Consider the following 5,526-nt stretch of genomic DNA (forward strand, 5'->3'; position numbering starts at 1 on the left):
CATTGCAAATGTAGGAGCTGCCGAAGGCTGCGATCTTTTGATTTTAGTAATCCCCACGCTTGCGAAACGCCCAGCGCCCGGCGATCACTGTGAACGTCGCCACCAGCGCAACCAGTACCCAAAACCCGTGGGGATCCTGCGACAGCGGCACGCCCCCCACATTCATCCCGAAAAAACCGGCAATGATGTTGATGGGCAAGGCCAGCACCGTCACCACCGTCAGGGTGAACAGTGTGCGGTTGCTCTGTTCGTTGAGGTTGGCGGCGATTTCTTCCTGCAGCAATTTGATCCGTTCACCGAGGGCGGTTAGGTCGTTGATGATCAGCGCAAACTCCTCGGTGGATTTGCGCAGCTCCTTGACGTCCTCCTTCTGCAACCACGGCGGCGGGCGGTTGAGCAGGCGCAGCAGCGAACCCGGCTCCAGTGCCAGTAGCCGTTGCAAACGTACCAGCACGCGGCGATTGGCACCGAGTTCAGCGCGGTTGGTCGACAAGCGCGAGGAAAGCAATTGGTCCTCGACCAGATCGACGCTCAGGCTGGTCTTGCGCACGATCTGCGTCAGCACTTCGCCCTGATCGCGCAGCAGGTGCACGAGCAATTCCGAGGGCGAACGAAAGCACTCGCCGGCCTTCACCGACGAGCGCAATTTATCCACCGAGTGCAGCGGTTGCAGGCGTGCGCTGACGATCAATTTGCTGCGCACGCAGACCCACAGCGTCGACACGTCCGAGGAGACCATGCTGCTGAGGTTGAACACCACATCGTTGACCACCGCCAGCAGCGCCGAGTCGACATGCTCGATGCGCGTCGAACGCGAACCCTCGTGCAAAGCCTCGAAAAATTCGTCGGGCAATTGCAGATGACTTTTCATCCAGCGCTCGCACGCAGCATGGGCCAGGTTCAGGTGCAGCCAGAGGAATTGGTCACTGTCGCTGTCGTCCTGCAAACAGCGCAACGCCGTCGCCGAATCGATCTCCCGACCGCGCTCACCGGGCAGGAAGCGAAAGCCGTAGAGCAGGCCAAACAGATCCGAATCGCGATGGCTGATATCGAGGCTATGGTTCATGGCGGCTCGCTGGGAGGAGGGTGTCTGGTAGAGGATTTTCAGGTTCACCTGAGCGGCATCATCGCAAGCTCACATGACCGTTTTGTGACAGTGAAATGACGTCAAATCAATGCGTTACCGACTGTCGGAAGATTCTCAAGAAGCGCTCTGGCGCGCCGATCCCAAGTGAGTTAGCTTGCGCGCCATTGGCTTCTGGCCATGGTGCGACGACAGGGAAGTCCGGCCATTTTTCACGTCCGCTCGGGCGTTCCTCATCCCTGCTTCGAGTACCTTGCAATGCTGCAAAAATCCCTGAGAGCGCAAATTCTCGCCCTGCTGAGCGGCAGTCTGCTGGCGATGCTGTTGATCGCGCTGGCCTGCTTTCACTTCCTCTCCAACGGCGTGCAAAGCTACAGCCAGTTGATCGCCGGCCCGTTGCACACTTCGCAACTGATCGATGAAGCCAACCTGCAGTTCAAGGTGCAGGTGCAAGAGTGGAAAAACGTCCTGTTGCGCGGCAAGCAACCGGCGGATCTGGCGAAATACTGGGGCCAGTTCGAAGAGCGTCAGCGCGACGTGCAGAACATTCTCGGCGAACTGGCCGGGCAGAAAGGCATCGAGACAAATCTGAAATCACGCATCGAACGTTTGCGCGAAGAGCATCGCCAGTTGGGTGCTGCCTACCAGAAGGGCCGTGATGCCTACGTGGCAGCCGGTGGTGAGCCAAGCGCCGGCGACGCAGCGGTCAAAGGCGTCGACCGCGCCACCAGTGAGCAAATGAGTGCGCTGGTCGCCGAGTTGCGCCAGCAGGGCACCGAGCAATCGGCGCTGATCAGTGCCAGCGCTGAGCGCACCGTGTGGCTGGGGCTGCTGGTGATGCTCGGGTCAGGCTTGCTGATCGGGTTGCTGAGCCTGTGGCTGGTCAGCCGCAACCTGATCGAGCCGATCCGCAACCTCATCGATTACGTCACTCGCTTGAGCCGTGGCCAGTTGGCCGAACGTGTAGTCAGCGAGCGCCGCGATGAGCTGGGCAACCTCGCCGCCGCCGCCAACACCCTGCGCGATTTCCTTGCCGACACCTTCACTCGGTTGCAGCGCAGCGCCAGCAATCTGGACAGCGCCAGCGGCGAGCTCAATGCCATTGCCACGACCATGGCCGGCGGCACCAACGAGCAATTCAACCGCACCGATCAGGTGGCCACGGCGATGAATGAAATGTCCGCCACCGCCCAGGAAGTCGCCCGTCACGCCGCTGATGCCGCGCGTGCTGCCGACGATGCCGATCAGTCGGCGCAGCAGGGCGAAAAGGTCATGCAAACCACCATTCATTCCATCACGCAGATGCGCGGCGAAATCGCCAACACCGCCACGGTGATCCGTCGTCTGGAAACCGATAGCGGTCGTATCGGCAAGGTGCTGGAGGTGATTCGCGGCATCGCCGAGCAGACCAACCTGCTGGCGCTCAACGCAGCCATCGAAGCGGCACGGGCGGGTGAGGCCGGGCGTGGTTTTGCCGTCGTCGCCGATGAGGTGCGCAACCTTGCCCAGCGCACGGCGGAGTCGATCATCGAGATCAACCAAATCATTCAGAACGTGCAGACTGGGGCTGTCGACGCCGCGCAGGCTATCGAGAGCGGCCAGGCGCGCAGTGATGAAAGTGTCGAGCAAGTGACCCAGGCTGGCGCGATGCTGGAGCGCATCACCCTGGCCGTGGAAGCCATTCGCGACATGAACCGTCAGATCGCCACTGCGGCTGAAGAGCAGACGTCGGTGGCCGAGGATATCTCGCGCAACCTGACTGAAATCACCGCGATTGCCAGCACCAATCTGGACAATGTGCAGCGCACCGAAAGTGCCAGTCAGAATCTGCATGGGTTGTCGGGGCAGTTGAATGAAGTGACGGCGCGGTTGAGTGCCTGATTTTGGCTGGCGGTTTGTCAGTGTTTTCGGCGTGATGGCTTTTGCCCCTCACCCTAACCCTCTCCCTAACCCTCTCCCAGAGGGAGAGGGGACTGACCGTGTTGATTGTTCGAGGTACGCCGACCTGAGATGTCGAGGTGCACTCAGGCTGGTAGTCGTTTGTGATGGCTTTTTAATTTTGAGGCGAACTCAGGCTCCGAAATTTCCCCGATCTGCTCCCTTTCCCCCTCGCCCCCTTGGGGGAGAGGGCTGGGGTGAGGGGGTAAAGTTTTCACTGGCAACTTATCAACAAAGCCAAACGCAAATCATAAAAAAACCGCACGATCTTAAATCGTGCGGCTCTTTAACAACGGTCTATCAAGTATCTTGCTTGTCGCTCAGCACTTTACCGGTGGTGGCATCAAAGTCCACGTCGAATTCTTTGCCGTCAGCAGTTTTAAGTTCGACTTCGTACTCGTAACCGTTGAAGTGGTTATCCAGGTCGGTGTCGGTAATCGTTGCGCCCGGGTGCAGTTTCAGGGCTGCTTCGTTCATCGATTCCAGCGACTTGATCTTGCCGTCCTTGACCAGTTGCGGGATCTGGTCGATACGCACGTCAGCCTGAGCCAGGCCAGCGGTAAGAGTCAGGGCAGCGGCGGTAAACAGGGCAGTCAAAGTTTTCATCGGTTCATTCCTTGGCAGTGCGTTGAAGTGGTTGATCTGTGTAAGTGGGTTCAGATTAACCAGCGCAACTTAACTCACCCTTAAATCTGCGCATCGCGAGGAAACCGCTCTTGTGGGAGCGAGCCTGCTCGCGAAGCAGACGACTCGATAACTAATCAGAAACCGTTCTTCTTCAAAACTTCATCAATGCTGCCAACCGCCGGACGCTTATAAAACTTCAACAGCTCACTGGCGCGGTTGGTAAAGATGCCATCGACACCCGCCGCCATGACTTTCTCGTAGTCCACCGGCTCATCGACGGTATAAACGTGCACCAGCATGCCCTGGTCGTGGGTGTACTGGTTCATCCACGGTTGCACCAGATCGGAATAGCTCTGGTCACCGCCATGCGTCAGCTTCGCCGAAGGGCCGGTGCCGATCGCGCCCTGGGCCTTGGCGTAGTCGACCCATTGCTTGAATTCAGCTTCGGATTTTGGCTCCTGCTTGCCGTAGAAAACGTTTTTGTCCTTCTCACCGGACGCGGCAAACGTCACGCCGGATTTCGGCTCGATGCTGCCTTCGCCGACCCACAACAGCAGGATCTTCGGCACTTGCGGCATTTCCTTTTCCAGCAGTTGCAGGCTGTTTTTGTCGAAGGTTTGCAGGATCACCTTGCCTTTGCCCTGACCGACGCCCAGCGCACTTTTCGCCAGTTTCGAACCGGCCGGACTGAGCCAGCCGCGATCCTGCAGTTTTTCCTTCAGGTCGTGTTCGATGCCGGGAAACAGCTGTGGCTCTTTGGTTTCGATGTACAGGCCCGGCTTGTGTTGCGGGTTGGCGCGGGCGATGTCGATGATTTCATCAAGAGTGAGGATTTTCAGCCCGGCGTAAGAGGGGCGCGCGCGGTCCGGGTACTTGGTGTTGAACCAACTGCCGGCGTCGAGGGTTTTCAGTTCGGCCATGGTGAACGCGGTGGCCGGGCTGTCCTTGCGCTCGGGGAATTTGCTGGCGACGTCGGTGGTGCGTTGCAGATTGTCGTCGTGCAGGGCGAAGAGCACGCCGTCCTTGCTGCGTTGCAAGTCCATTTCCAGGTAATCGGCGCCGAGGTCGCGGGCCAGTTTGTAGGCCGCTGCGGTGGATTCCGGGGCATCGAACGACGCGCCACGGTGGGCGATCACCGCCGGATGCGGAATGCCATGGGCGGCAGCAATTGCCTTGGGCTCAGGATGGCTGTCGGCGTGCGCCTGACCGAGACCGAACAACAGACTCAGCACCAGGGCGCTTCGGGTAAAAGTGGCAGGCATGGTCGAGTTCCTTTCGCAGGTTTTTTTCGAGACGTACCTTTTAACAATTGAAGCGCCGCTGGGCTATCGCCAGACCGACATAAAGCGAGCAAAACGGAAATTTCCTGCACTTTTGTGGCGCTGTTTGCAGTACGCTTGCCCCCGGCAGACGCCCCGGCAGAGGGCGCGCCGCTGTGTTGCCCTGCGTGTAAACCATCGATCATCTTTCGTGAGGTTTACCATGCGCATCACCTCCCAACTCATCTGCCAGGCCGCCGACAATCTCAAAGGCTTCGTCGGCCTCAACCGCAAGACCGGCCAATACCTCGTGCGCTTCAGCGAAGATTCGTTCGGCATGGACGTGGCCGATGACGGCATCATTCCGACCAGTGAGTTCGTCTGGGCACCGCTATCGGACACCACCATGACGCTCAAGCGCGAATTGATTCAGTTGCTGCTTGATCAACACATCGACGAGCGCATCAACATCAGCGAACCGTTGCGGGTTTACATGAGCAAGGTCGAAGTACCGGAGATTGTTGCAGTGCGAAGTCTGGTGCGCAGCTGAGGTTTGTAGTGTGGTTGCGGGCCTCTTCGCGAGCAGGCTCGCTCCCACAGGGATTTTGTGAACAGCAC

5 protein-coding genes and 1 pseudogene are annotated in these 5,526 nt (G+C 58.9%); 3 read left to right on the top strand and 3 right to left on the bottom strand.

The genetic code is table 11. The features are described from left to right. Positions 1–43 precede the first annotated feature (43 nt). Entirely contained in the window at positions 44–1,066 is a 1,023-nt protein-coding gene (locus tag DCO47_RS25425) for a transporter (RefSeq protein WP_083353409.1), read from the bottom strand. Between the two features lie 855 nt (positions 1,067–1,921). Here DCO47_RS25425 and DCO47_RS27675 point away from each other — a divergent pair. Together DCO47_RS27675 and DCO47_RS27680 are read left to right on the top strand one after the other, a co-directional pair. After that, a pseudogene (locus tag DCO47_RS27675) lies at positions 1,922–2,080 on the top strand (HAMP domain-containing protein); the annotation flags it as partial. A 117-nt stretch (positions 2,081–2,197) separates the two neighbouring features. After that, positions 2,198–2,965 (top strand): methyl-accepting chemotaxis protein, encoded by a 768-nt coding sequence (locus DCO47_RS27680; protein WP_371919899.1) that lies wholly within the window; start codon positions 2,198–2,200, stop codon positions 2,963–2,965. A gap of 357 nt (positions 2,966–3,322) precedes the next feature. On the opposite strand, the gene DCO47_RS25435 is transcribed toward DCO47_RS27680, so the two are convergent. Further along, positions 3,323–3,628: a PepSY domain-containing protein gene (locus DCO47_RS25435; RefSeq protein WP_042607223.1), complete on the bottom strand. Its 306-nt coding sequence runs from the start codon at positions 3,626–3,628 to the stop codon at positions 3,323–3,325. A gap of 155 nt (positions 3,629–3,783) precedes the next feature. Further along, a complete protein-coding gene (locus DCO47_RS25440) occupies positions 3,784–4,911 on the bottom strand; it encodes a glycerophosphodiester phosphodiesterase (RefSeq protein ID WP_064364908.1) in 1,128 nt (375 codons plus the stop codon). 220 nt (positions 4,912–5,131) lie between these two features. On the opposite strand from DCO47_RS25440, the gene DCO47_RS25445 reads away from it, so the two are divergent. Continuing rightward, entirely contained in the window at positions 5,132–5,458 is a 327-nt protein-coding gene (locus DCO47_RS25445; RefSeq protein WP_065616759.1) for a DUF2025 family protein, read from the top strand. Positions 5,459–5,526 lie beyond the last annotated feature (68 nt).

It is taken from the genome of Pseudomonas sp. NDM, assembly GCF_003105095.1.
In the GTDB taxonomy this organism is placed as follows: Bacteria; Pseudomonadota; Gammaproteobacteria; order Pseudomonadales; family Pseudomonadaceae; genus Aquipseudomonas; species Aquipseudomonas moraviensis_A.